Origin of the sequence: Streptomyces sp. NBC_00425 (assembly GCF_036030735.1) — a bacterium.
GTDB lineage: Bacteria > Actinomycetota > Actinomycetes > Streptomycetales > Streptomycetaceae > Streptomyces.
In genome coordinates this window covers 6,457,777-6,482,365 of record NZ_CP107928.1, presented here as the reverse complement: position 1 = coordinate 6,482,365, position 24,589 = coordinate 6,457,777, and the positions used below count along the sequence as shown (strand labels likewise).

Sequence of the window (24,589 nt, the reverse complement as noted above, 5' to 3'; positions counted from 1 at the left end):
CATATTGAGTTCTGCGTGTTAAATAGACGTAACCCTACGGTAGCCACTGCCGAGCCACTGCCGCGCGCGGTGGTCTCGTCGTCTTCGGGGAGTCCCGCGTGGATCGCACCGCCCAGCTCGTCGGCCGCGCGGCCGAGCCCACCGTCGCAAGCCTCACAGACGCCACAGGCCACGCAGGCATCGCAGACGCCACAGACATCGCGGACATCGCAGAGGTCACAGACACCATCGGCGGCTCCGCTTCCCTCCGCGCGCTGCACAGCGGAGCGGTGGCGGTCCTGGACGCCAACTGGACGGGCACGTCGACGGTTCCCTCGCGCGGCCTGTACCCGCACCAGTGGTCCTGGGACTCGGCGTTCATCGCCATCGGACTGCGGCACGTCTCGCCGCGCCGGGCACAGACCGAGCTGGAGACGCTGCTGAACGCCCAGTGGGGCGACGGGCGCATCCCGCACATCGTCTTCAACCCCTCCGTGCCGCTCGACGCGTACTTCCCGAGCCCCGACTTCTGGCGCTCCTCGACCGCGGGGCGCGCGGCGGGCGCCCCGCGCACCGTACAGACCTCCGGCATCGTGCAGCCACCGGTGCACGCGCTCGCGGCCTGGCTGGTGCACCGCGCCGATCCTGGGCTCTCGCGGGCCCGCGGCTTCCTCGCCCGGGTGTACCCGCGGCTGGCCGCCTGGCACCGCTATCTGGTGCACCGGCGCGACCTGGGGGGCGGCGGGCTGGCGTCGGTCGTCCACCCGTGGGAGCAGGGCATGGACAACTCCCCGAGCTGGGACGCCCCGCTCGCCCGCATCGCCCCCGCCCCGGCCCGCTCCTTCCGCCGCGCCGACCTCGACCACGGGGCGCCCGAGGACCGTCCGACGGACCTGGACTACGGGCGGTACGTCCGGCTGGCGACGGAGTACCGGGATGCGGGCTACGCCGACACGCGCCACGCACACATGGGCCATGCACACTTGGGTCACGCACATACGGGCCACGCGCACACGGGCGGCTCCCACACAGGCCACGCCCGCATGAGCCACGCTCGCGCAGGGAACGCAGGGAACGCAGGGAACGCAGGCGACTTCGCCGTCGAGGACCCCTCGTTCAACGCGCTGCTCATCGCCTCCGAGTACGCCCTCGCGCACATCGCGGAAGAGCTGGGGGCGACGGGCGCGGCCCGCCGTGCGCGCGCGGAGCGGCTGACGGCGGCGCTCGTCGAGCGGCTGTGGGATCCCGCGGAGGGCATGTTCTTCTGCCGGGACGTCAACGGCGGGGGCCTGGTGCCGGAGCGCGGCGTCTCCGGCCTCGTCCCGCTCATGGTGCCCGGCCTGCCGCGCGAGGTCGCCGCCGGCCTCGTACGGACCCTGCGCGGACCGCACTTCGGGCTGGGCTCCACCACCCGCCTCGTGCCCAGCTACGACCTGCTCGGCGAGGCCTTCGACCCGCACCGCTACTGGCGCGGCCCCGCCTGGTTCAACACGAGCTGGCTGCTGGAGCGGGGTCTCGCACTGCACGGCGAGCACGCCGGGGCGGAGGCACTGCGCCGGGCGGTGCTCGACCTCGCGGGCTCCTCGGACTTCGCCGAGTACGTCGACCCGTACACCGGCGAGGCCTGCGGCACGACCGGCTTCAGCTGGACGGCCGCGCTCACGCTCGACCTCGTCCACCGGGACGGGCCGGGCACCGGTACCAAGGGAGGGGACCTGGCATGACGGACCGGCATCATCTGCTCGTGTACGGCGGGACGTTCGCCGCCGTGGACGACCGCGGGGACATCAGCGGAGTGAGGGGGACCGGCACGGCCGCCGGGTCCCCGGAGGGACTGTTCGTCCGGGACGCCCGCCACCTCAGCCGGTGGCAGCTGACCGTCGACGGCGCCGTGCCGGACACGCTCTCACCGGTGACGGACGGGGAGGCCACACGGTGCGTGCTGGTCCCGCGCGGCGGGCGCGACGAACCGCCGTCCTGCACGCTCTTTCGCGAACAGGCCGTCGGGGACAGCTCGTTCGTGGAGTCGCTGCGGGTGGTCAGCAACCGTCCGGTGGCGACGACGGTACGTCTCGCGGTCACCGCCGACGCCGACTTCGCCGACCAGTTCGAGCTGCGCGCCGACCACCGCACCTACGCGAAGGCCGGGGCCGTCCGCCGCCGTCAGGTTCTCGACGACGGGGTGGAGTTCGGCTACCGGCGCGGCGCATGGGCGTCCTGCACGACGGTGACGGCCGAGCCCGCGCCGGACGGCGTGGAGGAGACCGGCACCGGGGCGCGCCGTCTGGTGTGGACGCTGGAGCTGGAACCGCACGGCACGGCCGAGCTGGTCCTGCGGGTGATGGCCCGGCCGCACGGCGAACGGCGGACCTTGCGCGTGCCTCGCTCGCCGGCCTCGGTCGCCGGTCAACTGCAGGCGTTGGAGGACGAGTTCACCGAGGGGGTGGCGTTCCCCACCGGCTGGCCCGACCTGGCCGCCGCCTGCGCCCGCGGTCTCGCCGACCTGGCCGCGCTCCAGGTCCTCGCGAGCGGTCCGGACGGCGAGGAGCTGCGCGTTCCGGCGGCGGGCGCCCCCTGGTTCCTGACCCTGCTGGGCCGCGACGCCCTCCTCACCTCCCTCTTCACGCTCCCCTACCGTCCCCGCACGGCCGCCGCCACGCTGCTGGCGCTGGCCGCGGCCCAGGCCACCGAGGCGTCGCCGCGGACGGTGTCCCAGCCCGGCAAGATCGTGCACGAGGTACGGCACGGCGAGCTCGCGCACTTCGGGCAGGTGCCGTTCGGCCGCTACTACGGATCGGTCGACGCCACCCCGCTGTTCCTCGTCCTGCTCGGCGCGTACGTCGAGCGGACCGCGGACACCGCGCTGGCCCGGCGGCTGGAGCCGCACGCGCGGGCGGCGGTGGGCTGGATGCTGGACCACGGCGGGCTCACCACCCGCGGCTACCTGGTCTACCGGGCCGATCAGGGCGGTCTGGCCAACCAGAACTGGAAGGACTCCCCCGGTTCCATCTGCTCCGCCGACGGCGTCCGCGCGACGGGGGCCGTGACGGCGGCCGGGGCGCAGGGGTACGCCTACGACGCGCTGCGCCGCACGGCGTGGACGGCGCGCACGGTGTGGGGCGACGCGTCGTACGCGGCCCTGCTGGAACAGGCGGCCGCCGACCTCCGCGACCGTTTCCAGCAGGACTTCTGGATGCCGGACCGCTCCTTCCCGGCGCTCGCCCTCGACGGCGCGGGCCGTCAGGTGGACGCGCTCGCCTCGGACGCCGGGCATCTGCTGTGGTCCGGGCTGCTGGACAAGGAGTACGGGGAAGTGGTCGGCCGGCGCCTGCTCGAGCCGGACTTCTTCTCCGGCTGGGGCGTACGCACGCTGGCGGCCGGGCAGCCGGCGTACCACCCGCTCTCCTACCACCGCGGCTCGGTCTGGCCGCACGACAACGCGCTGATCACGCTGGGTCTCGCCCGCTACGGCCTGCACGACGAGGCCCGGACGGTCGCGCACGCGCTGGTCGACGCGGCGGCCGCGACGGGCCACCGGCTCCCCGAGGTCCTCGCCGGCTACGGCCGCGACACCCACGCGGTGCCGGTGCCGTACCCCCACGCGTGCGCGCGGGAGTCCCGGTCGGCCGCGGCTCCACTGGCCCTGCTGACGGCGGTCGGCGGCGCGTAACGGCGGCGGCGGGCGTCACGGGGGGGGGCGCGCGTGGCGGAGGTGGCGCGCGTGGCGGGGATGGCGGTAGAGGTGTTTGGCGAGGCGTTTGCGCGGTGTTTGCCGAGCGCTGGCCGAGGGGGCTGAACGCGGGCCGGGGGCAGGCCGTACGAAACTGTGGCGGATCCGGCCCGCCTCGGATCCGCCGATCGCCAGGCTTCGTACGGAAGGACCCTCGGGTGCCTGTCTCCACCTCCACCTCCTCATCCCCGCTTCCCGACTCGACGGACCACGAGGAGGCGCCGACGTCCACGACCGCCCCGGCGGAGGAGGCGGCGGAGCCCGCGGAGGAGGAGGCGGGGGCCGCGGCGGGGGCGGCGGAGCCCGCGGAGACGACCGACGCCGGCCCGGCGGGGGAAGCGGCACAAGCACCAGGGAAAGCGGCCGAACCCGCAGGCGAAGCCGCCGACTCCGCAGGAGAAGTGGAACAACCCGCAGGGGAGGCCTCGGACGCCGCGGACGGGGCGGGCGTTGTCGCGGTGGTCTCGGGGGCTCGCTGGTGGCAATGGCGGAGCCGGCACCCGCGGGCCGCCCGGGTGGTGTGGTGGACGGTGACCGTCCTCGCGTTCGGGCTCGTGCTCGGGGCGCTGCTGCTGCCCAACCGGCTCGCCGGGCTCGAGGTCAACAGGTTCACGCGGCTGCCCGTGGAGGCGATCATCGGGGCCGCCCTGCTTCTGGCGCTGCCCCGACGGCCGCGGACGGTGGTCGCGGTGCTGGGCGGGGTGCTCCTCGGCGCACTGACCGTGCTGAACGTGCTCGACATGGAGTTCACGGAGTATCTGGGCCGTGACTTCGACCTCGTTCTGGACTGGGGCCTGCTGGACGACGCCCAGTCGTACGTGGCGGACTCGATGGGCCGGGCGACGGCGGTGGGCGCCGCGATCGGCCTGGTGCTGCTCGTCGTGCTGCTGTCCGCGCTGATGGCGCTGGCGACGGTCCGGATCAGCAATCTGATGGCGCGCGACACCCGGCGGGCGACCCGGGCGACGCTGATCGCGGCCACCGCCTGGGTCACCTGTTCCGTCGTGGGCCTGCAGATCACCGGGATGCCCGTCGCCTCGCACCGCAGCGCGGACACCCTCGTGAAGAAGGCCCGGCAGGTGCGGCAGACCATCAAGGACGAGGCCACGTTCGGCAAGGAGGTCCGTCACGACACGTTCGGAGCCACCCCGGCCGACCAGCTCGTGCCGGACCTGCGCGGCAAGGACATGATCTTCACGTTCATCGAGAGCTACGGCCGCAGCGCCATCGAGGACCCGGTCATGGCGCCCGGCGTCGACCGGACGCTGGGCACGAGCACGCAGGCCCTGGCGAAGGCCGGCTTCCACGCGAAGAGCGGCTGGCTGACGTCGGCCACGTACGGCGGCAGCAGCTGGCTCGGCCACTCCACCACGCTGTCCGGCCTGTGGGTCGACAACCAGCAGCGCTACCGCTCGGTGATGGCCAGCGACCACCTGTCCTTGACGAAGGCGTTCAAGAAGACCGGCGCATGGGACACCGTCGGCGTGATGCCGGGTGTGCAGAAGGGCTGGCCGGAAGCCAAGTACTACGGACTGGAGAAGGTCTACAACGCTTTCGAGATGGGTTACCAGGGACCGAAGTTCAGCTGGTCGACGATGCCGGACCAGTACGCCCTGGAGGCCTTCCAGCGGCTGGAGCACGGTCGCACCGACCGCGACAAGCCGCTGATGTCGGAGATCATCCTGACCTCCAGTCACCAGCCCTGGGCGCCGATCCCGAAGATGGTGGACTGGGACTCCCTCGGTGACGGCTCGGTGTTCGAGGGCATCGAGAAGGCCGGCAAGAAGGCGTCGGACGTCATCGCCGACGGCACGGCCTCCAAGGAGGAGTACGGCAAGTCCATCCAGTACTCGGTGACCGCGCTCACCCAGTGGCTCGAGCGCTACGGCACCGACGAAACGGTGCTGGTCGTCCTCGGCGACCACCAGCCGATCGCCCGGGTCAGCGGCGACAACGCCAGCCGCGACGTGCCGATCTCCCTCGTCGCCAAGGACCCGAAGGTCCTCGACAAGATCGCCGGATGGAACTGGACGGACGGCCTCAAGCCGGCCCACAACGCCCCGGTATGGAAGATGAGCGCGTTCCGCGACAAGTTCCTCACCGCCTATGGCTCGACCCCTCACCCGACGGGCTGACCGGCGAGGAGGGGCCGGGGGCGGACCGGGGGCGGACCGGGGGGCAGGCCCCCTCAGCCGCCCGAGGTGTCGAGTTCCGCTTCCTCGCCGATGCCCGCGCAGTCGTACGGGTCCTTCAGCCAGCCGTCCGGGAGGACGACCCTGTTGTTGCCGGAGGTGCGGCCGCGAGGCCCGTCGGCGCCGACGGGCCAGGGCTGGTCGAGGTCCAGTTCGTCCAGTCCGGCGCGCAGTTCGGCGAGGGAGGACGTGATCGCGAGGCGTTTGCGCATCTCGCTGCCGACCGCGAAGCCCTTGAGGTACCAGGCGACGTGCTTGCGGAAGTCGACGACGCCCTTGGACTCGTCGCCGATCCACTCGCCGAGCAGGGTCGCGTGGCGGACCATGACGTCGGCGACCTCGCGCAGCGACGGCTCGGCGATGTCGTCCGGGCGGCCCTCGAAGGCGGCCACGAGGTCGGCGAACAGCCACGGCCGGCCCAGGCAGCCGCGTCCGACGACGACTCCGTCGCAGCCGGTCTCGCGGACCATCCGCAGCGCGTCCTGCGCCGACCAGATGTCGCCGTTGCCGAGGACGGGGATCTCCGGGACGTGTTCCTTGAGGCGCGCGATCGCCTCCCAGTCCGCCGTGCCGCCGTAGTGCTGGGCGGCCGTGCGGCCGTGCAGGGCGATGGCCGTCACACCCTCCTCGACGGCGATGCGGCCCGCGTCGAGATAGGTGATGTGGTCGTCGTCGATGCCCTTGCGCATCTTCATGGTGACGGGCAGGTCGCCGGCGCCGCTGACGGCCTCGCGCAGGATCGCGCGCAGCAGGTGGCGCTTGTAGGGGAGCGCGGAGCCGCCGCCCTTGCGGGTCACCTTGGGGACCGGGCAGCCGAAGTTGAGGTCGATGTGGTCGGCGAGGTCCTCCTCCGCGATCATGCGGACGGCCTTGCCGACGGTGGCGGGGTCGACGCCGTACAGCTGGATCGAGCGCGGCTTCTCGCTCGCGTCGAAGTGGATCAGCTGCATGGTCTTCTCGTTGCGTTCGACCAGCGCCCGGGTCGTGATCATCTCGCTGACGAACAGGCCCTTGCCGCCGCTGAACTCCCTGCACAGGGTGCGGAAGGGCGCGTTCGTGATCCCGGCCATGGGGGCCAGGACGACGGGCGGCCGGACGGTGTGCGGGCCGATCTGCAGGGGGGACACGGGCGTGGACATTGCTCCATTGTCGCGTACGCGGAGGGGTACCCGGCCTCGTGTTCTCCGAGGATCATGCATCACTCATTAGTTAGACGCACTATCGATACCGGCGTACGATGGAACGCATGCCCGAGCTCAGCCCTCGCCGACGTGTCCTGGTCCTCGCGATCTGCTGCATGAGTCTGCTGATCGTGAGCCTGGACGTCACCGTCCTGAACGTCGCCCTGCCCGCCATGCAGCGCGACCTGCACGCGTCGACCGCCGGCCTCCAGTGGACGATCGACGCCTACACCCTGGTCCTGGCGGCGCTGCTGATGCTGGCCGGGTCGACCGCCGACCGCGTCGGCCGCAAGAAGGTGTTCATGGCCGGCCTGGTCGTGTTCGCCGCCGGCTCCCTGCTGTGCTCGCTCGCCCCGAACCTGGAGCTGCTCGTCGCGGCGCGGATGGTGCAGGCGGTGGGCGGCTCGATGCTGAACCCGGTCGCCATGTCGATCATCACCAACACCTTCACCGACCCGCGCGAACGCGCCCGCGCGATCGGCGCGTGGGGCGCGGTGGTGGGCATCTCGATGGCTGCGGGCCCGCTGCTGGGCGGACTGCTCGTGGAGTCGGTGGGCTGGCGCTCCATCTTCTGGATCAACCTGCCGGTCGGCCTGGCGGCCCTGCTGGCGACCCTGCGGTACGTCCCCGAGTCGCGTGCGCCGAAGGCCCGCCGTCCCGATCCGGTCGGCCAGCTGCTGGTCATCGTCCTCTTCGGCTGCCTGACATACGCGATCATCGAGGCCCCCGAGGCGGGCGCGGCCACCAGCGGTCCCTTCGCCGCCGTCGCTCTCGCCGCCCTGCTGGGGCTGCTGTGGTACGAGCCCCGCCGCGCCGAACCCCTCATCGACCTGCGGTTCTTCCGCTCGGCGCCGTTCAGCGGGGCGACCGTCGTCGCGATCAGCGCGTTCGCCGCGCTGGGCGGCTTCCTGTTCCTGTCGACGCTGTACCTGCAGAACGTGCGGGGCCTCGACGCCCTGCACGCGGGGCTGTGGATGCTCCCCATGGCGGTGCCGACGTTCCTGTGCGCGCCGCTGTCGGGCCGGCTGGTCGGCACCCGCGGCCCGCGGCTGCCGCTGGTGATCGCGGGGACGGCGATGACGCTCAGCGGGCTGCTGTTCGCCCTGTTCGACGCGGAGACGTCCGACGCGACGCTGTTCCTCGGATACGTGCTGTTCGGGGTGGGCTTCGGGTTCGTGAACGCGCCCATCACCAACACGGCGGTGTCGGGCATGCCGCGCAGTCAGGCCGGGGTGGCGGCGGCGGTCGCCTCCACCAGCCGCCAGCTGGGCCAGACCCTCGGCGTCGCGGTGATCGGCGCGGTCCTGGCGGCGGGGGTGAGCGCCTCGTCGTACCGCGCCACCTTCACCGAGGCCGCCGTCCCCGGCTGGTGGATCCTCACCGGCTGCGGCGCCGTCGTCCTCGCCCTCGGCACGCTCACGACCGGACGGTGGGCCCGGCGCACGGCCGAGCGCACCGCGGAGCGACTGGAGGCCCCGGACGTCCGCGAGGCGGCAGGCGTCACCGCCTGACCTCCACAGGACTGCAGGCGTCAGCACCCGGCCTCAACAGGACGGCAGGCGGCAGCGCCCGGCCCCCACAGGACTGCAGGCGTCAGTGCCCGAACTCCACGAGGCGCAGGCGGCGGCGCGTGCCCTCCGGGCGGGCGCGGGGTCGCGGTCCAGCCGCTGTGCCTGGTCAGGCGGAGCGGGGCGGCAACGCGCCGAGAACGGCCGCGAGGCCGTGCGGGTCGTGGCGGGCGATGTTGTGGCCGACGGGGATCTCACGGACCCGCCAGCCCGGGTCGTCGCGCAACCGTTCGGTCAGCGCCACGAACGGGCTGCCCGGCCACGCGCCACCGCTGATGAACGTCCGCCCCGGCGACGGGCCGAGGTCTCCTCCCAGCCTGATCGACTGGAGGAAGCTCGCCAGTGGGTGCGGTCGCGCACGCGGGTCGAGCCCTTCGGGGACCGCGACCCATCGGCCGTCGGCGCGGGCGCCGGCGACGAACAGCGCCCGGAAGCGGTCGCTGGTCAGGGACCAGCAGGAATCCCCGTCGTCCGGGACGTAGGCGTCGATGAAGACGAGCTGGTCGAGACGGTCGCCGAGCCGGTCCGCGACCCCGGCGATCACCATCCCGCCGTAGCTGTGCCCGCACAGCGCGACCGGTGTGCCGTCGCCACGCTCGACGATCTCGGCCACCTGGTCGACATGGGCGTCGAGGTTCGGCGGTCGGTCCACGTCGGCCGGCCCGTCCGGCTCCAGCCCCGCCAGGGTCACCGCCTCGACGTGGTGACCGTCTCGGTGCAGCTCGGCGGCGACCGCGTCGAACGCCCAGCCGCCTTGCCAACCACCCGGCACCATCACGTACTTCACCGCGTCGCGCCCTGGGCGAAGACGTACAGCTTCTCCAGACGTTCCCGGCTCTCCTCGTCCACCGGTGTGTACGTCACCATGCGCGCCCCGTGGTCCGGGCTCAGCCAGAGGTCGGTGTGGGTGAGGGTGAGAAGGCCGACGTGCGGATTGCGGAACTCCTTGGTCTTGCTGCGGCCCACCACCACCTCGTAGCGCTCCCAGTTCTCACGGAACTCCGGTGACTCCGCCTGCAGTCGCTTGACCAGCATCTTCCAGGCGGGCTCGGAGAGGTGCCCGGCCATCGAGGCGCGCAGTTTCGCAGCCATCAGTCGCATGGACGCGTCGAGGTGGACGACCGACTCGCGCCACTGCGGATGGGTGTGGATGAGGACCATGCAGTTGCGGTCCTGCGGCGGAATCGCGTCGAGGTCGCACAGCAGATGGGCGTAGGTGCGGTTGTAGGCCAGGATGTCGTAGCGGCTGTTCTGGACGCAGGCGGGGAGCGGGTCGAGCTGGTCGAGCAGCAGTCGCACCGCGTCGGTGACGCCGGCGCAGGAGGAGGCGGGCGTCGGGTCGGTCGCGCCGGCCAGCTGGAACAGGTGGGCCCGTTCGCTCGGGTCGAGCATCAGCGTGCGGGCGAGGGCGTCCAGCACCTGGACCGAGACGTGGATGTCCCGGGACTGCTCGAGCCAGGTGTACCAGGTGACGCCGACGGCCGAGAGATGGGCGACCTCCTCGCGGCGCAGGCCGGGCGTGCGGCGGCGCGCTCCGCGCGGGAGGCCGACCTGTTCGGGCGTGATGCGCTCGCGGCGGCTGCGCAGGAAGGCGGCCAACTCGTGGCGCCGGATCTCCGAGCCGCCCGTCGCCGCGACCGTTCCGGCCGATCCCGCCGCCCGAGCCGCTCCCGCGGTGCCGGCCGGTCCCGCCGCTCCGGCCGATGCCGCCGTCCGAGCCGATCCCGCCGTCGCGGCCGCTCTCGCCGCACCCACCGTTGCGGCGGTCGCGGCGGTCGCGGTGCTCGTCGTCTCCTGGGCCATGGTGGTCATGTCTCCAGCCTGCCGTCGCGCGGATCCTGTTGCCAGGTACTCCTTCTACCAGGATAAGGAGACTCTGGTACCCGCCTGAGGGGCGGCGCAGGCTCGGCGGCGTGACCCAGACAACCTCGACCCCCGCAACCGTCCCCGTCCCCCGTGGCGCCGGCGCCCCGGCGCCGGGCCACGCCCTCGGCCCCCTCGGACTGTTCACGGTGCTGCTCGGCGCGGCACTCCCCCTCATCGACTTCTTCATCGTCAACGTCGCCCTGCCCACCATGGGCCGGGACCTCGCCGCGAGCGAGTCCGTCCTCGAACTCGTCGTCGCCGGGTACGGACTCGCGTACGCGGTGCTGCTCGTGCTCGGCGGCCGGCTCGGCGACCTGTTCGGCCGGCGCCGGCTCTTCCTCGGCGGCATGGCCGCCTTCGGCCTGACCTCGCTGGCCTGCGGGCTCGCTCCCGACGCGTGGTCGCTGGTCGCGGCACGGGTCGCGCAGGGCGCGTCGGCCGCCGCGATGGTGCCGCAGGTGCTCGCCACCATCCAGTCGGCCACCGAGGGCCCGCGCCGCGCCAAGGCGATGAGCCTGTACGGCGCGACCGCCGGGCTGTCCATGGTGGCGGGCCAGATCCTGGGCGGCGTACTGGTCGCCGCCGACATCGCCGGCAGCGGCTGGCGGTCCGTGTTCCTGGTCAACGTGCCGTTCGTGATCGTCGGGCTGATGCTGGCCGTCCGTACCGTCCCGGAGACGCGCTCGCAGCGCCCGGAGCCCGTGGACGGACCTGGCACCGTGCTCCTCGCCGCCGCGCTCCTCACCCTGCTCGCCCCGCTCACCGAGGGCCGGGCCGCGGGATGGCCCCTGTGGACCTGGCTGTCGCTGGCCGCGTTCCCGCTGGTCACCGGCGCGTTCTATGCCGTGGAGCGGCGGGCCGACCGGCAGGGCCGCACACCGCTGGTCCCGCCGAGCCTGTTCGCCCTGACCACCCTGCGTCGCGGCCTGACGATCATGGCGCCGCTCGCGGTCGGCTTCAGCGGGTTCATGTTCGTGATCGCCGTCGCCTTGCAGAGCGGGGCGGGACTGGGCCCGGTGCGCGCCGGTCTCGCGCTCGCGCCGATGGCGCTGACGTTCTTCCTCGCCTCGCTGGCCGGGCCGCGCCTGGTGGCACGGTTCGGGGCGCGGGTGGTGACCGCGGGCGCGGTGCTGCAGGGCGTGGGCGTCGTGCTGATCGTGCTGGCGGTGCGCGCCGACTGGCCGGACGTCGGCTTCGTCGAGCTGCTGCCGGGCGCGGCGGTCGCCGGTGCGGGGCAGGCGCTCCAACTGCCCGTCGTGATGCGGATCGTGATGTCCGAGGTGCCGCCGGCCCGGGCGGGCGTCGGCAGCGGTGTGATGGTGACCACCCAACAGGCCTCGCTGGCCCTGGGCGTGGCCACTCTCGGCACCCTGTTCCTCTCCCTGGTCCCGGGGATGGGCATGCGGGACGCCCTGCTGACCACGCTGGCCGTGCAGTTGGCCGGGGTGGCCGTGACCGGACTGCTGAGCCTGCGGCTGCCCCGCAAGGTGGGCTGAGGCCGGCCGGACGTGGACTCCGCGGAGCACGGCGGAGCACGGCGGCCACGGCGGAGACGCCGGCACCGGCGACGGCGGAGCACGGCTTGGTCAAGTCGTCCCCCGGGAAACCCTGTTGATGTTGGTCGTGCTGCACACTCCGAGAGGCCCTTGCGGGGGCAGCCGCAATGCCCTCGGAGGCTGGAGACGTCATGCCGGAGAACAACACGAGCAAGGTGAGCCGCTTCGACCAGCACGGCCGGCGACACGTCGTCCGGGTGCGCCGCGCGGGCGTGCAGCGCACCATCAGCTGCGAGACGTGCGGCTGGCGCACGGGGGCGCAGTTCCTGCCCTGGCTGAAGGCGGAGGAGCATCTCGCCCAGGCGCACCAGGCGACCGTGGATCCCTCGGGAGGCGGCGGCGAGTCGCGATGACCTCCGGGCGTCCCGGGGGTCGTATCGGTGACGAAGGAGGAGGTTTGGGGACTCCCTGTTCCGCGTCGCCTCGATCACCAGGTCGCCGTCCTCCTCACCCGGACCGCGATGGCGGACCCGGTCCCGACGCCGCTGATGCGTGACTTCTGGCGGTGTGCGGCGGCGAGTTGACCTCGTCCGGGGCCCTGGAACCGCAGTCTGAGAGCTGAAGTACCCTCCGCAGAAGCAGAAGCAGAAGCAGAAACAGAAACAGGCGGAGACGGGGACGGGGCTCCCGGAACTCGGGCGGAGAGCAGGGCGCAATGATCGGGACGGCGTTCCGTACCGCGGACGTGCCGGTGGCGGACAGGTTCGAGTACTGGCGTCACCTGATGGACCGGACGATCGCGCCCAGCGACATCAGCAGCGACTACGCCGCGGACTTCCGGGCGGAGCAGCGGTTGCTCGAACTGGGGGCGGTGCGGGTGTGGCCCGTCCAATTGTCGCCGACGCGGTACCGGCGGAACGCGCGGCTGGTGCGGCAGTCCGATCCCGAGGAGTACCACCTGTCGCTGGTGCTGGGCGGCGGGCTCGGCTTCGACCACATGGGGCGGTCCGAGACGTACGGCCCGCAGGACCTGTGGCTGTCCGACAGCTCACGCCCGTACGTCGTCGAGCCCTACGACATGCAGCCGTCGCCCGGCCAGGACGTCCCCCTGGTCACCGGGGTGGGCGTGGAGGTCCCCAGGGCGCTGCTGCCCCTGCCGCCGGCCCGCGTCCGGGAGCTGCTGGGCAGACGGCTGTCGGGGCGGCAGGGAACGGGCGCCCTGCTGACGGGCTTCCTCACCGGCCTCGACCAGCAGGCCGCCTTCCTCCAGCCGTCCGACGCACCGCGTCTGGGCATCGTCCTGGTCGACCTGCTGACCGCGTGGCTCGCCCAGGAGCTGGAGGCGGAGGCCGCCCTGTCGGCGGAGGCCCACCGCCGGATCACGGTCACCCGGGTACGGGCGTTCATCCGGCAGCACCTGCACGACCCGGAGCTGCGCCCGCCCGTCGTCGCCGCCGCGCACCACATCTCGCTCAGCTATCTACACCGGCTCTTCCAGGAGGAGGGGACGGGCGAGACGGTCGCGGCCTGGATACGGAGCCAACGGCTGGCGGGCGCCCGCCGTGATCTGGCGAACCCCGCGCTGCTCACCACGCCGGTCCACGTCATCGCCGCCCGCTGGGGCATCCTGCGCGCCTCCGACTTCACCCGGGCCTTCCGCGCCACGTACGGGATGTCGCCCACGGAGTACCGGTTCCTGGCGCTGACGGCTCCTTCGGGGGACGAGGGGGGCGAGTAGACACACCATCAACTCCCTGTGCACCCGTTGTTAAGGACAGCCCCCGGGCCGCCCCGCATGCTGGTGCCGTGATGAACACGCGTGTTTCACCCGAGTCGAGAGAAGTCCTTCATGGGTAGGGCCTTCCGGACGCCCCTCGCCCTGGCGGCCGCCGCCCTGCTGGCCGCGCCCCTGCTCACCGCCTCCTCGCTCACCGGCACGGCGTCGGCGGCCACGGCAGCGACGGCAGCGGACACCGCGAGCAGCGCCGAGGCCGCCGACACCCCCGTCTACGCCCGGCTGTACAACCAGGGCACCGGATTGTGCCTCGCCGTGCCCGGCGCCGACCCGCCTCAGGGAACCAAGCTGGTCCAGTGGCGATGCAGCACCAGCGCCAGCCAGTACTGGGCGCTCCTGCCCGTGGCCGACGGGTACCAGGTGCGCAACCTGGGGACCGGCCTGTGCCTCGCCATGGGGAAGGACACCAAGGACAAGGGCGCCACCGCCATCCAGTGGCCGTGCAACGGAGGCGACGCCGCCGACGACGCCGAGCAGGTCTGGGCCCATGACGACATCGACCGGCTGAAGAACAAGAACAGCCAACTCTGCCTGGCCATCCTCGGCACGGCCACGGCCGAGAAAACCGAGGCCCAGCAGTGGGACTGCGGCACGAACGGGGATCAGCAATGGCTCTGGTGACAGAACAGCGGGCCGCGCGGCGCTCCCGGCTGCCCCTGCTGACCGCACTCCTCGGCCTGGCGGCCGCGTTGGTCGCAGCCGTCCTCATCGCCCCCGACCCGGCGTCCGCGGCCCCGATCTCCACCCCGATGACGGTCTACCGGAACACGGTGACCCAGGGCGACGGGCCCCGTACCCCCGACATCATCAGCACCAGCGCGAACGACGCGGTCGTGGTCTGGCGCGAGGGCACCACCGCCTCGGTGATCACCGACGAACCCGGGAAACCAGTCGTCGACCACGGGTACATCCGGTACTCGTACACCACCGACGGCGGCACGACGTGGAGCCGTCCGAAGACGCTGGCGCAGGAGACCAGCGAGTACTCCTGGCACTACGTCGAGCTGTACAAGACGGGCAGCCGCATCATCGCGTACCTGGGCCGGACGGGGATCACGAAGCGCAGCGGCCTGCCGATCAACGCCATCGTCGCCAAGGAGAGCACCGACGGGGGGCACACCTGGCACGACTTCACCGTCAACCTGCCGCTGAACCCGACCGACGACAGGACCGCCCCCGGCAAGCAGAACCTCGCCCTCGCCGGACGCCCCGTCCAGATGGCCAACAACCTCTACGTCATGCCGTACTGGTCGTCGGGCAGGGAGAACGGGGTGCTGTACTCCTGGAACCTCAAGGACTGGACGGCCGGCCCCGCCGTGGCCAACCCGAACGCCAATATGCCCGGCGAACCGCAACTCGTCGTCTCGAAGGAGAACCAGAACAAGCTGCTCCTGGTCGCCCGCAGCACTCCCTCCGTGCCGGGCACAGCGACGTTCGCGTTGACCGCCACCGGCACCGTCACCACCACCGGCACGAACGTCAGCATGACCTGGAGCCCCTTCGCCACGGACACCAACGTGCCCAACAACGACTCCAAGAGCTACTTCACCAAGGACAGCGCCGGCCGGTATCTGACGATCTACAACACCGACACCGACCCGGTCCGGCAGATTCTGAACTACCGGGTCAGGAGCGCCGACGGCGTCTGGGGAAGCAGCAAGCAGTTCGCCGACCCCGCCGGCCCCAACGACCCGACTCCGGCCGGCGACGGCGCGGGCTGGGACGCCTATCCGATGGCCGACGAGTACGCGCCCGGCAAGTTCTTCGTCGTCTGGGAGCACGACACCTCGGCCATCCTGGTGAGCACGCTCGACATCTCCGACACGTAGACACCGGACCGAGCGGCGGCCGGTGGACGGGCCGCGCGCCTCAGGAAGCGGTCCGCAGCCCTCGCAGCAGCAGGTCGACCACTGCCGTGAAGTCGTCCTCGACGCCCGGCCGCTCCCACACCCGGTGGTAGCCGGGGTCGTGGAAGCGGCCGGTGGCGTGGAAGACGGCGCGGGCGGCGGACTGCGGGTCGGGGGCGGCGAACGTGCCGGAAGCCACTCCCGCCTCGATGATCCGGGTCAGCTGGCCGGTCAGGTCGGCGATGTGCTCCTCGACCACGTCGCCGGTCTCGCCGGTCAGCACCATGTACGTGGCGAACAGTTCGGGGTCGTCGCCTGCCTTGCGGCGCTTGGCCTCGAACAGCGCCGCGAGCCAGTCGCGCAGCCGGGTCTCCGGGGCGCGTGACGCGTCGGCGGCGATGACGGAAAGAGTCTCGAACATCCGGTCCAGCCACCGCTTCGTGACCGCCGCCCGCAGCGCCGCCTTCGTACGGAAGTGCCGGTAGACGCTGCCGTGGCTGACGCCGAGCGCGCGGGCCACGTCGACCACGGTGGCCTTGGCCGGGCCGTGCCGGCGCAGCACCTCCTCGGTCGCCTCGAGGATGCGCTCGGCGGTCAGGGTCTCGGTGGTCGGTGGCATGCTCAGACCGTACCCGGAGGTCGGGTCAGCGCTCGCTGTCGAGGTGGGCCATCGCGGCGGCCGCGTAGCGCTCGCCGGCGGCCGCGTCGGCCGGGACGGCCTCCTCGATCGCGGCGAGGTCGCCGGCCTCGAGGACGACGTCCAGCGCGCCCAGCGACTCCGTGAGCCGCTCCCTGCTCCGCGCGCCGATCAGCGGCACGATGTCCTCGCCCTGCGCCAGCACCCACGCGATCGCGATCTGCGCGACGGAGACGCCCTTCTGTTCGGCGATCTTCCGCAGGGCCTCCACCAGGTTCAGGTTGTGCCGGAGGTTGTCGCCCTGGAAGCGGGGCGAGTGGGTCCGGAAGTCGTCGGCGGCGAGCCGGCGGTCGGCGGTGAAGTGGCCGGAGATCAGCCCGCGCGACAGCACGCCGTACGCGGTGATGGAGATCCCCAGTTCACGGGTGACCGGCAGGATCGACTGCTCGATGCCGCGGGAGATCAGCGCGTACTCGATCTGCAGGTCGGCGATCGGCGCGGTGGCGGCGGCCTTGCGGATGGTCTCGGCGCCGACCTCGCTGAGGCCGATGTGCCGCACGTACCCCTTCTCGACCAGTTCGGCGATCGCACCGACCGTCTCCTCGATCGGCACGTCGGAGTCGAGCCGGGCGAGACGGTAGACGTCGATGTGGTCGACTCCCAGGCGCTGGAGGGAGTAGGCGGCGAAGTTCTTCACGGCGGCGGGCCGGCCGTCGTAGCCGGCCCAGGAGCCGTCCGGCCCGCGCAGGGCGCCGAACTTCACGCTGGTCAGGGCCTGTTCGCGGCGGGCGGCGGGCGCGGTGCGCAGCGCTTCGCCGATCAGCAGTTCGTTGTGGCCCATGCCGTAGAAGTCGCCGGTGTCCAGCAGGGTCACGCCGGCCTCCAGGGCCGCGTGGATCGTCGCGATCCCCTCGGCCCGGTCCGCGCCGCCGTACAGCGCGGACATGCCCATGCAGCCGAGGCCGAGGGCGGAGACCTGGGGACCGGTGGCGCCGAGGGAACGGGTTCGCATCGTCATGCACACCAGCCTGCCATGACGGATGACAGATTTCAATATCTGTCATCCGTCACTCGCCAGCCGGTGTCCCGGCCGACCGCCGGTCTCCTGACCGAGCGCCGCCCGCCGACTGGCGCCTCTTCGATGCGGTCCACGGCTCGCGGACCGTCCGGTCCGCGGCCCGCCCGGTCGACGGGGCGGGTGACGCGAGGACAATGGGAGGTGCCGGTGCGCAGTCACCTCGGCGGCGCCTGCCGCCGGCCGAGCGGCCCTTCTGCGCCGCCGTGGAGGCCTGCCATGAGCATTCGCATCGCCACCTTCAACATGGAGAACCTCTTCCGCCGGCCCACGGCCTTCCTCGTCGAGGACCCGGCGAAGCGCGAGGAGATCCTGGACGACTTCGCCACGCTGGTCGCCCTCCTCGACCTTCCGGTGTACACGGACGACGACAAGAAGAAGATCGCCGGGCTCGTCGAGAAGCACCGGGCCTACGACATCGACCCGAAGGACCCGCCGCCGATCTACGTGAACCAGTCACGGCCGGGCAAGGACTCCGGGCTCTTCACAACGACGGGCACCGGAAGGAACACCCGCGTCCAGGTCACCGCCAAGGGCCGTGCCGCGTGGGCCGGTTGGGCCGAACTGGGGCAGGACGACTTCGAGATGAACGTGGTGCGCAACACCGGCCGGGTGGTCTCGGAGGTGGACGCCGACATCCTGCTGACCGTGGAGGTCGAGGACCGGCTCACCCTGGAGCGCTTCAACACGCAGGTGCTGGCCGGGGCGCTCGGCCGGCGGCCGTACCCCTACGCCCTGCTGATCGACGGCAACGACCCCCGGGGCATCGACATCGGCATCCTCAGCCGGCACCCCATCACGTCCGTGCGGTCCCACCTCTTCGACACCAACCCCGAACGTCCCGACCTGCGCCTCTTCAGCCGCGACTGCCCCGAGTTCGAGATCCGGCTCAACGGGACGCCCCTGGTGGTCCTCGGCAACCACCTGAAGAGCAAGTTCCAGGACAATCCCGGTCTGCGCCTGGCGCAGGCGAAGCGGGTCGCGGAGATCTACCGGGCCGCGCTGGAACGCACCCCGCACGTCGTCGTCGCCGGGGACCTCAACGACGACCCGGACAGCGACCCGGCCACGGTCCTGCGCGACACCGGGCTGCGGGACGTGATGAGTCATCACGCCTATCGCGGACTGCCCGGCACCCACGGGGAGTGCCGGAGCGAGCGGGACAAGCTCGACTACATCCTGCTCTCCCCCGAGCTGTGGCCGGAGGTCCAGCACGTCGGCCTTGAGACCCGCGGCATCTTCGCGAAGGACATCAAGTCCTTCGACACGGTGACCTCGAAGGGCACCGCGGCCTCCGACCACGCGGCGCTCTACGTGGACGTCGACCTGTAGGCACGGAGGAGACGGCGTCGCCCGGAGCTGCGCCCCCTGCCGGCCCGCAGCGGGCGCAGTTCCTCCGCGCGTCGTGGCCGGGGCCCTCGGCCGCGCCCCGCGGCCGCCCTCCTCGCCGGCATCCCGCCCCCTTCCGCATTTGTGGAATTTGCGCGGCCGAACGCCCCCGAAGGCCCCGTCGACGGCATGTCGGCCCCGCCCGGGGGCCATCCTGACGACGACCCCCACCACCCATAGCATCCCAACCCTCCCATCATGTACGGAAGTTGGGTATAAGGAGCGGACGACATGCAGCACCGACCCGGCACCCTCCTCTACGACCCGGCCACGGACAGGTTCGGCGAGTGCCAGGACCGTTCCGGCCCCTACGCGATGCTGCGGCCGGTCGGCGGCGGCCGGGAGTGGCAGGCCGATCCGACGGCGCTGCGGCCGGCGACCGAGCGGGAGCGGCTGCAAGCGGGCGTGCGCGCGGCGAACCAGCGGGCGCGGACGGACGGCCCGTTCATGCTGGGCCTGCGCCGTCCGCCCGAGCCGGTCCCGGACTGCCCGCAGTGCGTCGAGCTCGCGACGCGGCGCGCCGAGGCCCGTGCCGCCTACGACTACAGCGCGGAGACCGACGCCGACGTGCTCCTCCGCGGCCACCAGCGTGAGCGGGACTGCACGGCATGACGCGAGGCCGGCCCCGACGGGACTCCCGTCGGGGCCGGCCTCGTGGCGCCGAGCGTCGTGGGCGGTTACGCGCCGATCAGGCGGGCAGCGAGGTAGCCCTCGATCTGGTCGAGGGAGACGCGCTCCTGCTTCATCGAGTCACGCTCGCGGACGGTGACCGCGTTGTCCTCGAGGGTGTCGAAGTCGACCGTCACACAGAACGGCGTGCCGATCTCGTCCTGACGGCGGTAGCGGCGGCCGATCGCGCCGGCGTCGTCGAACTCGATGTTCCAGTTCTGGCGCAGCGCGGCGGCGAGGCCCTTGGCCTTCGGCGACAGCTCGGGGTTGCGGGACAGCGGCAGGACCGCGACCTTCACCGGGGCGAGGCGGTGGTCGAGACGCAGGACCGTGCGCTTCTCCAGCTTGCCCTTGGCGTTGGGCGCCTCGTCCTCGACGTAGGCGTCGAGGAGGAACGCCAGCATCGCGCGGCCGACACCGGCCGCGGGCTCGATGACGTACGGCGTCCAGCGCTCGCCGGCCTCCTGGTCGAAGAAGGAGAGGTCCTGGCCGGAGGCCTTGGAGTGGGCGGAGAGGTCGTAGTCGGTGCGGTTGGCGACGCCCTCCAGCTCGCCCCACTCGTTGCCGCCGAACTGGAAGCGGTACTCGATGTCGGCGGTGCGCTTGGAGTAGTGGGAGAGCTTCTCCTTCGGGTGGTCGTACCACCGCATGTTCTCTTCACGCATGCCGAGACCGGTGTACCAGTTCCAGCGCTGCTCCATCCAGTACTCCTGCCACTTCTCGTCCTCGCCCGGCTTGACGAAGAACTCCATCTCCATCTGCTCGAACTCGCGGGTGCGGAAGATGAAGTTGCCGGGCGTGATCTCGTTGCGGAAGGACTTGCCCATCTGCGCGATGCCGAACGGCGGCTTGCGGCGCGAAGTGGTCTGCACCTGGGCGAAGTTGGTGAAGATGCCCTGGGCGGTCTCGGGCCGCAGGTAGGCGATGGAGCCGGTGTCCTGGGTCGGGCCGAGGTGGGTGGAGAGCAGACCCGAGAACTGCTTGGGCTCGGTGAACTGGCCCTTGTTGCCGCAGTTGGGGCAGTTCACGTCGGCCAGGCCGTTCTCCGGCAGACGCTTGTGCTTGGCCTCGTACGCCTCTTCCAGGTGGTCCGCGCGGAACCTCTTGTGACAGGCGGTGCACTCGGTGAGCGGGTCGGAGAAGGTGGCGACGTGACCGGAAGCCACCCAGACCTCGGGGGCCAGGATGACGGACGAGTCGATGCCGACCACGTCCTCGCGCGACGTCACCATGTAGCGCCACCACTGGCGCTTCAGGTTCTCCTTGAGCTCGACACCCAGCGGTCCGTAGTCCCAGGCGGCACGCTGACCGCCGTAGATCTCACTGCAGGGGAATACGAAGCCACGGCGCTTGCTCAGGCTGACGATGGTGTCGATCTTGTCGGCGGCCACGGTGCTCTCTTCATAACGACGACGGGCGACGAAGCGAGGTGCTTCCAGCGAAGACTTCAGGGTACCGGCGGGGGCTCCCCCTCGACCAAATCGGGACCCCGTCCCCAGCGGCCATACCGCAGCCCTTCGGGGCTTACCGGGCCCTTACCGGCACCTTGCCCGATGCCTTGTTGACAACGGTTTCCATATTTGTTGAAAATGACTGTCATGAACGCACGACGACTCATATCCGGCACCGCCGTCGCGGCGGCCACCGCCCTCGGCCTCGGCACCCTCTCCGCCTGCTCCTCCGACAGCGCGGCCGCGGCCAACACGGACAAGTTCGACGTCGTCGCGTCGTTCTACCCGATGGCCTTCCTCGCCGAGCAGATAGGCGGGGACCACGTCCACGTCACCAGTCTCACCCAGCCCGGCCAGGAGCCGCACGACCTGGAGATCAGCGCCAAGCAGACCGCCGCGCTCCAGGAGTCCGACGCGGTGCTCTACCTGAAGAACCTCCAGCCCTCCGTCGACGACGCGGTGGCCCAGTCCCAGGTCAAGACCAAGATCGACGCCGCCTCCCTCACCTCGCTGGAGAAGCACGGCAACGAGGTCGGCGGCCACGCGGCCGAGCACGACGACCACGAGAACGAGGAGCTGGCCGGCCTCGACCCGCACATCTGGCTCGACCCGGTGCGCTACGCCCAGGTCGCCGAGGGCGTCGGCAAGGCCTTCGAGAAGGCCGACCCGGACCACGCGGCCGACTACAGAAGCAACACCGCGACCCTGGTGAAGAAGCTCGGCGACCTCAACACCGAGTTCAAGGACGGGCTGGCGGACACGAAGACCAAGGTGTTCGTCACCACCCACGCCGCCTTCGGCTACCTCGCCGAGCGCTACGGCCTGACCGAGGAGGCCATCAACGGCCTCGACCCCGAGTCGGAGCCCAGCGCCGCGCGCGTGAAGGAGCTTGAGAAGATGGCCAAGGCCGACGGCGTCACCACCGTGTTCTACGAGACGCTCGTCAGCGACAAGACCGCGAAGACCATCGCCGGCGACGCCGGACTGAAGACGGACGTCCTCGACCCGATCGAGGGCATCACGGACAAGTCCCGCGGCAAGGACTACTTCTCGGTCCAGCAGGCGAACCTCAAGGCGCTGCAGACGGCCCTGGGAACCAAGTGATCTCTACGGAGGGCGTCATGGACACGAAGGCCGAGCCCGTGATCGCGATGCGCGCAGTCAGCGCCCAGCTGGGCTCGCGCCCCGTGCTGCGGGGCGTCGACCTCACCGTGCGGCGCGGTGAGGTCGTCGCCCTGCTCGGAGCGAACGGCTCCGGAAAGTCGACGGCCGTGCGCAGCGTCATCGGCCAGGTGGCGATCGAAGCGGGCGAGATCGAGCTGTTCGGCACCGCGCACCGCCGGTTCCGGGACTGGTCGCGGATCGGATACGTGCCGCAGCGCACGACGGCCGCGGGCGGCGTCCCGGCCACGGTGACGGAGATCGTCTCCTCGGGCCGGCTCTCGCGCACCCGCTTCGGCGTCTTCCGCAAGGCCGACCACGCGGCCGTCCGCCGGGCCCTGGACCTCGTCGGCATGGCCGACCGCGCCAAGGACAACGTGGACGCCCTCTCCGGCGGCCAGCACCAGCGCGTGCTCATCGCCCGCGCGCTCGCCGCCGAACCCGAACTGCTGATCATGGACGAGCCGATGGCCGGCGTCGACCTCGCCAGCCAGGAGGTCCTGGCCCGCACCCTGAGGGACCAGGTCGCGGCGGGCACGACCGTCCTGCTCGTGCTGCACGAACTGGGCCCGCTGGAGCCCCTCATCGACCGGGCGGTCGTCCTGCGCGACGGCTGCGTCCTGCACGACGGCCCGCCCACTCCGGCCGTCGGGCAGCACGCCCTCCCCGGCCACGACCACGTACACCCGCACGCGCCCGCGGGCGTCGAACCGATCCGCACGGGACTGCTGAGCTGATGGACATCCTCGACTACGCCTTCATGCAGCGGGCCCTGCTCGCCGCCGTCCTCGTCGGCATCACCGCGCCCGCGGTCGGCGTCTACCTCGTCCAGCGCCGCCAGGCCCTCATGGGCGACGGCATCGGCCATGTCGCGATGACCGGCGTCGGCCTCGGCTTCCTCCTGGGCGCCTCCCCGGTGTGGATGGCGACCGCCGTCTCCGTCCTGGGCGCGGTGGCGATGGAACTGATCCGCTGGTACGGCAGGACCCGTGGCGACATCGCCCTCGCCATGCTCTTCTACGGCGGCATGGCCGGCGGCGTGATGTTCATCAACCTCGCGCCCGGCGGCTCCAACGCCAACCTGACGTCGTACCTCTTCGGGTCCCTGTCGACCGTCTCCGAGTCGGACGTCACCGCGATCTGTCTGCTCGCGGCCTTCGTCGTCGCGGTCACCCTGGGCCTGCGCCGCCAGCTCTTCGCGGTCAGCCAGGACGAGGAGTTCGCCCGCGTGACGGGCCTGCCCGTGCGGGCGCTGAACCTGCTGACAGCCGTCACCGCGGCGGTGACCGTGACCGTCGCCATGCGGGTGGTGGGCCTGCTGCTGGTCAGCGCGCTGATGGTGGTCCCCGTGGCCGCCGCCCAGCAGCTCAGCCGCAGCTTCGCCGCCACCTTCGCGATCGCCGTCGCGATCGGCGTGACGGTGACCCTCGGCGGCACGGTCACCTCCTACTACCAGGACGTCCCGCCCGGTGCGACGATCGTCCTGCTGACCATCGCCGCGTTCATCGCGCTGAGCGTGCTGGCCGCCCCGCTGGCCCGCCGCCGCGCCCGCGCCCTGGCCGCGCAGGGACCCGCCGGCGACCCGGCCGAGTGCACGATTCCGGCCACCCGGGACGCGGGTGACGAGGTCGGCGTCTGACTGCGCACAGCCGCGGCTGGCACAATGGCCCGGCAACCCGCAGATGTGAGGAGACGACGGTGACGACCGCTGGACCGCCTGTGAGGGGCCGCTCCACCCGGCAGCGTGCCGCGGTGGCGGCCGCGCTCGACGAGGTCGAGGAGTTCCGCAGCGCTCAGGAACTGCACGACATGCTCAAGCACAAGGGCGACTCGGTGGGCCTGACCACGGTGTACCGCACGCTCCAGTCCCTCGCCGACGCCGGCGAGGTCGACGTCCTGCGCACGTCGGACGGCGAGTCGGTGTACCGCCGCTGCTCCACCGGCGAGCACCACCACCACCTCGTCTGCCGGGTCTGCGGCAAGGCCGTGGAGGTGGAGGGCCCGGCGGTCGAGAAGTGGGCCGAGGCGATCGCGGCGGAGCACGGCTACGTCAGCGTGGCCCACACCGTGGAGATCTTCGGCACGTGCGCGGACTGCGCGGGCGCCTCCGGCGGCTGACCCGTCGTGCGGCGCCGGTCCGCCGGGGCGGCCGTTGCGTGCCGGCCCGTGCCGGCCTGACCGTCAGGACGACACCGGGACACGGGCCGGTGCGCGACGGTCAGGCGCGCGGCAGCCGACTGTCCAGCAGGGCCCGCAGCCGGTCGACGTCCTCCGGGGTGCGGGCGCCCCGCTCGACCAGGACGATCGCGCAGCGACCGGCCTTGTCGGGACTGGGCAGGGCGAAGACCCGGCTCGACTCCGCGTAGCTGCCGTAGCCGGCCCAGCCCATGCGCAGATCGGCGTGCGCGTGCACGGTGCGTACGCCCTCGGGACCGACGGACACCGGAGCCGGCCGTGGTGCCGGTTCGCCTTCAGCAACTGCACGGCCGACAGCCGCGGCGCGAAGTACATCAGCACCGGCCACACCACGCACATCACGCCGAACGTCCCCGG

General features: G+C 71.9%; 22 protein-coding genes. 15 read left to right on the top strand and 7 right to left on the bottom strand.

Annotated elements, in window-relative coordinates:
• The first annotated feature begins 98 nt into the window (after positions 1–98).
• The 3 genes from OHS82_RS28305 to OHS82_RS28295 all read left to right on the top strand — a co-directional run bounded on the left by OHS82_RS28305 (position 99) and on the right by OHS82_RS28295 (position 5,844).
• Positions 99–1,703: an MGH1-like glycoside hydrolase domain-containing protein gene (locus OHS82_RS28305; protein ID WP_443061805.1), complete on the top strand. Its 1,605-nt coding sequence runs from the start codon at positions 99–101 to the stop codon at positions 1,701–1,703.
• Positions 1,700–3,649 carry an amylo-alpha-1,6-glucosidase gene (locus OHS82_RS28300; protein ID WP_057574765.1) on the top strand — a complete coding sequence of 650 codons (1,950 nt, stop codon included), beginning with the start codon at positions 1,700–1,702 and terminating at the stop codon, positions 3,647–3,649. The genes OHS82_RS28305 and OHS82_RS28300 overlap by 4 nt, the downstream gene beginning before the upstream one ends.
• A gap of 218 nt (positions 3,650–3,867) precedes the next feature.
• Positions 3,868–5,844: a CDP-alcohol phosphatidyltransferase gene (locus OHS82_RS28295; protein ID WP_443061804.1), complete on the top strand. Its 1,977-nt coding sequence runs from the start codon at positions 3,868–3,870 to the stop codon at positions 5,842–5,844.
• Between the two features lie 53 nt (positions 5,845–5,897).
• Here the strand turns inward: OHS82_RS28295 and dusB are convergent, their stop codons facing one another.
• Complete coding sequence (gene dusB / locus OHS82_RS28290; RefSeq protein ID WP_057574764.1) at positions 5,898–7,040, bottom strand: tRNA dihydrouridine synthase DusB; 1,143 nt, start codon at positions 7,038–7,040, stop codon at positions 5,898–5,900.
• A gap of 107 nt (positions 7,041–7,147) precedes the next feature.
• On the opposite strand from dusB, the gene OHS82_RS28285 reads away from it, so the two are divergent.
• Entirely contained in the window at positions 7,148–8,593 is a 1,446-nt protein-coding gene (locus tag OHS82_RS28285) for an MFS transporter (RefSeq protein WP_328434774.1), read from the top strand.
• A 166-nt stretch (positions 8,594–8,759) separates the two neighbouring features.
• On the opposite strand, the gene OHS82_RS28280 is transcribed toward OHS82_RS28285, so the two are convergent.
• Together OHS82_RS28280 and OHS82_RS28275 are read right to left on the bottom strand one after the other, a co-directional pair.
• Entirely contained in the window at positions 8,760–9,437 is a 678-nt protein-coding gene (locus OHS82_RS28280; RefSeq protein WP_328434773.1) for an alpha/beta fold hydrolase, read from the bottom strand.
• Positions 9,434–10,462 carry a helix-turn-helix transcriptional regulator gene (locus OHS82_RS28275; RefSeq protein WP_443041040.1) on the bottom strand — a complete coding sequence of 343 codons (1,029 nt, stop codon included), beginning with the start codon at positions 10,460–10,462 and terminating at the stop codon, positions 9,434–9,436. Before OHS82_RS28275 ends, OHS82_RS28280 begins: the two co-directional genes overlap by 4 nt.
• A 101-nt stretch (positions 10,463–10,563) precedes the next feature.
• Here OHS82_RS28275 and OHS82_RS28270 point away from each other — a divergent pair, with 101 nt between their 5' ends.
• The 5 genes from OHS82_RS28270 (at position 10,564) to OHS82_RS28250 (ending at position 15,636) form a co-directional block, all read left to right on the top strand.
• A complete protein-coding gene (locus OHS82_RS28270; protein WP_328434772.1) occupies positions 10,564–12,012 on the top strand; it encodes an MFS transporter in 1,449 nt (482 codons plus the stop codon).
• Positions 12,013–12,203: 191 nt separating this feature from the next.
• Entirely contained in the window at positions 12,204–12,425 is a 222-nt protein-coding gene (locus OHS82_RS28265; RefSeq protein WP_057574761.1) for a hypothetical protein, read from the top strand.
• Positions 12,426–12,727: 302 nt separating this feature from the next.
• Positions 12,728–13,750 carry an AraC family transcriptional regulator gene (locus OHS82_RS28260; RefSeq protein ID WP_328434771.1) on the top strand — a complete coding sequence of 341 codons (1,023 nt, stop codon included), beginning with the start codon at positions 12,728–12,730 and terminating at the stop codon, positions 13,748–13,750.
• A 111-nt stretch (positions 13,751–13,861) separates the two neighbouring features.
• Entirely contained in the window at positions 13,862–14,428 is a 567-nt protein-coding gene (locus OHS82_RS28255; protein ID WP_328434770.1) for an RICIN domain-containing protein, read from the top strand.
• On the top strand, positions 14,416–15,636 hold the full coding sequence (locus tag OHS82_RS28250) for a sialidase family protein (RefSeq protein WP_057574759.1): 1,221 nt from the start codon (positions 14,416–14,418) through the stop codon (positions 15,634–15,636). Before OHS82_RS28255 ends, OHS82_RS28250 begins: the two co-directional genes overlap by 13 nt.
• A gap of 40 nt (positions 15,637–15,676) precedes the next feature.
• Here the strand turns inward: OHS82_RS28250 and OHS82_RS28245 are convergent, their stop codons facing one another.
• Together OHS82_RS28245 and OHS82_RS28240 are read right to left on the bottom strand one after the other, a co-directional pair.
• On the bottom strand, positions 15,677–16,273 hold the full coding sequence (locus OHS82_RS28245) for a TetR family transcriptional regulator (protein ID WP_057574758.1): 597 nt from the start codon (positions 16,271–16,273) through the stop codon (positions 15,677–15,679).
• A gap of 25 nt (positions 16,274–16,298) precedes the next feature.
• Entirely contained in the window at positions 16,299–17,309 is a 1,011-nt protein-coding gene (locus tag OHS82_RS28240) for an aldo/keto reductase (protein WP_057574757.1), read from the bottom strand.
• Positions 17,310–17,585: 276 nt separating this feature from the next.
• Here OHS82_RS28240 and OHS82_RS28235 point away from each other — a divergent pair, with 276 nt between their 5' ends.
• Positions 17,586–18,698, top strand: a complete 1,113-nt coding sequence (locus OHS82_RS28235; RefSeq protein ID WP_328434769.1) for an endonuclease/exonuclease/phosphatase family protein — start codon at positions 17,586–17,588, stop codon at positions 18,696–18,698.
• Between the two features lie 288 nt (positions 18,699–18,986).
• Complete coding sequence (locus OHS82_RS28230) at positions 18,987–19,367, top strand: hypothetical protein (protein WP_328434768.1); 381 nt, start codon at positions 18,987–18,989, stop codon at positions 19,365–19,367.
• Between the two features lie 65 nt (positions 19,368–19,432).
• Here OHS82_RS28230 and OHS82_RS28225 read toward each other — a convergent pair whose 3' ends face one another.
• Positions 19,433–20,815 (bottom strand): glycine--tRNA ligase, encoded by a 1,383-nt coding sequence (locus OHS82_RS28225; protein WP_057574754.1) that lies wholly within the window; start codon positions 20,813–20,815, stop codon positions 19,433–19,435.
• Positions 20,816–21,022: 207 nt separating this feature from the next.
• Here OHS82_RS28225 and OHS82_RS28220 point away from each other — a divergent pair, with 207 nt between their 5' ends.
• Genes OHS82_RS28220 through OHS82_RS28205 form a run of 4 tightly spaced genes read left to right on the top strand, consistent with a single transcriptional unit; the run spans position 21,023 to position 24,154 of the window.
• Positions 21,023–21,979, top strand: coding sequence for a metal ABC transporter substrate-binding protein (locus tag OHS82_RS28220; RefSeq protein ID WP_057574753.1), 957 nt, complete (start codon positions 21,023–21,025; stop codon positions 21,977–21,979).
• 17 nt (positions 21,980–21,996) lie between these two features.
• Positions 21,997–22,773, top strand: a complete 777-nt coding sequence (locus OHS82_RS28215) for a metal ABC transporter ATP-binding protein (RefSeq protein WP_057574752.1) — start codon at positions 21,997–21,999, stop codon at positions 22,771–22,773.
• Entirely contained in the window at positions 22,773–23,675 is a 903-nt protein-coding gene (locus OHS82_RS28210) for a metal ABC transporter permease (RefSeq protein WP_328434767.1), read from the top strand. The genes OHS82_RS28215 and OHS82_RS28210 overlap by 1 nt, the downstream gene beginning before the upstream one ends.
• Positions 23,676–23,734: 59 nt before the next feature.
• Positions 23,735–24,154, top strand: a complete 420-nt coding sequence (locus OHS82_RS28205; protein WP_057574750.1) for a Fur family transcriptional regulator — start codon at positions 23,735–23,737, stop codon at positions 24,152–24,154.
• 100 nt (positions 24,155–24,254) lie between these two features.
• On the opposite strand, the gene OHS82_RS28200 is transcribed toward OHS82_RS28205, so the two are convergent.
• A complete protein-coding gene (locus tag OHS82_RS28200; RefSeq protein WP_328434766.1) occupies positions 24,255–24,479 on the bottom strand; it encodes a hypothetical protein in 225 nt (74 codons plus the stop codon).
• Positions 24,480–24,589: the final 110 nt, after the last annotated feature.

Bases quoted from the DNA above. Each gene is read 5' to 3' on its own strand.
- OHS82_RS28300 (WP_057574765.1), top strand. From the start codon at position 1,700: ATGACGGACCGGCATCATCTGCTCGTGTACGGCGGGACGTTCGCCGCC.
- dusB (WP_057574764.1), bottom strand. From the start codon at position 7,040: ATGTCCACGCCCGTGTCCCCCCTGCAGATCGGCCCGCACACCGTCCGG.
- OHS82_RS28285 (WP_328434774.1), top strand. From the start codon at position 7,148: ATGCCCGAGCTCAGCCCTCGCCGACGTGTCCTGGTCCTCGCGATCTGC.
- OHS82_RS28275 (WP_443041040.1), bottom strand. From the start codon at position 10,462: ATGACCACCATGGCCCAGGAGACGACGAGCACCGCGACCGCCGCGACC.
- OHS82_RS28265 (WP_057574761.1), top strand. From the start codon at position 12,204: ATGCCGGAGAACAACACGAGCAAGGTGAGCCGCTTCGACCAGCACGGC.
- OHS82_RS28260 (WP_328434771.1), top strand. From the start codon at position 12,728: ATGATCGGGACGGCGTTCCGTACCGCGGACGTGCCGGTGGCGGACAGG.
- OHS82_RS28255 (WP_328434770.1), top strand. From the start codon at position 13,862: ATGGGTAGGGCCTTCCGGACGCCCCTCGCCCTGGCGGCCGCCGCCCTG.
- OHS82_RS28250 (WP_057574759.1), top strand. From the start codon at position 14,416: ATGGCTCTGGTGACAGAACAGCGGGCCGCGCGGCGCTCCCGGCTGCCC.
- OHS82_RS28245 (WP_057574758.1), bottom strand. From the start codon at position 16,273: ATGCCACCGACCACCGAGACCCTGACCGCCGAGCGCATCCTCGAGGCG.
- OHS82_RS28240 (WP_057574757.1), bottom strand. From the start codon at position 17,309: ATGACGATGCGAACCCGTTCCCTCGGCGCCACCGGTCCCCAGGTCTCC.
- OHS82_RS28235 (WP_328434769.1), top strand. From the start codon at position 17,586: ATGAGCATTCGCATCGCCACCTTCAACATGGAGAACCTCTTCCGCCGG.
- OHS82_RS28230 (WP_328434768.1), top strand. From the start codon at position 18,987: ATGCAGCACCGACCCGGCACCCTCCTCTACGACCCGGCCACGGACAGG.
- OHS82_RS28220 (WP_057574753.1), top strand. From the start codon at position 21,023: ATGAACGCACGACGACTCATATCCGGCACCGCCGTCGCGGCGGCCACC.
- OHS82_RS28215 (WP_057574752.1), top strand. From the start codon at position 21,997: ATGGACACGAAGGCCGAGCCCGTGATCGCGATGCGCGCAGTCAGCGCC.
- OHS82_RS28210 (WP_328434767.1), top strand. From the start codon at position 22,773: ATGGACATCCTCGACTACGCCTTCATGCAGCGGGCCCTGCTCGCCGCC.